This window comes from Pseudomonas huaxiensis, from assembly GCF_003231275.1.
In the GTDB taxonomy this organism is placed as follows: domain Bacteria; phylum Pseudomonadota; class Gammaproteobacteria; order Pseudomonadales; family Pseudomonadaceae; genus Aquipseudomonas; species Aquipseudomonas huaxiensis.
On record NZ_QKVL01000221.1, the window covers coordinates 1 to 250 of the forward strand.

Annotated in this window: 1 protein-coding gene; it reads left to right on the forward strand. The window is 58.8% G+C overall.

What is annotated here, in order from left to right:
* Window positions 1-250, forward strand: a 250-nt coding sequence (locus DM374_RS32960; RefSeq protein ID WP_157969844.1) for a hypothetical protein, incomplete at both ends; no start/stop codon positions are given.

The following is a 250-nucleotide window of genomic DNA, read 5'->3' on the forward strand; positions in this document are numbered from 1 at the left end:
CGTGACTGCGCCGGATGGTCTGCAAACGCTCAGCGTGGGCGGCATCAACGTTATTTCTGGCGGGGTGGCGGCTGGTTTCCCACAGGCTGCGACGACGCCGTTGGGGAATACGCTGACAGTCACCGGCTACAACCCAACCACCGGCGTAGTGACCTACAGCTACACCCTGCTGGATAACGAAGCGCATCCGAATGCTGCTGGTATCAACATCCTTACCGAGAGCTTTACCGTCACGGCTACCGATACTGAT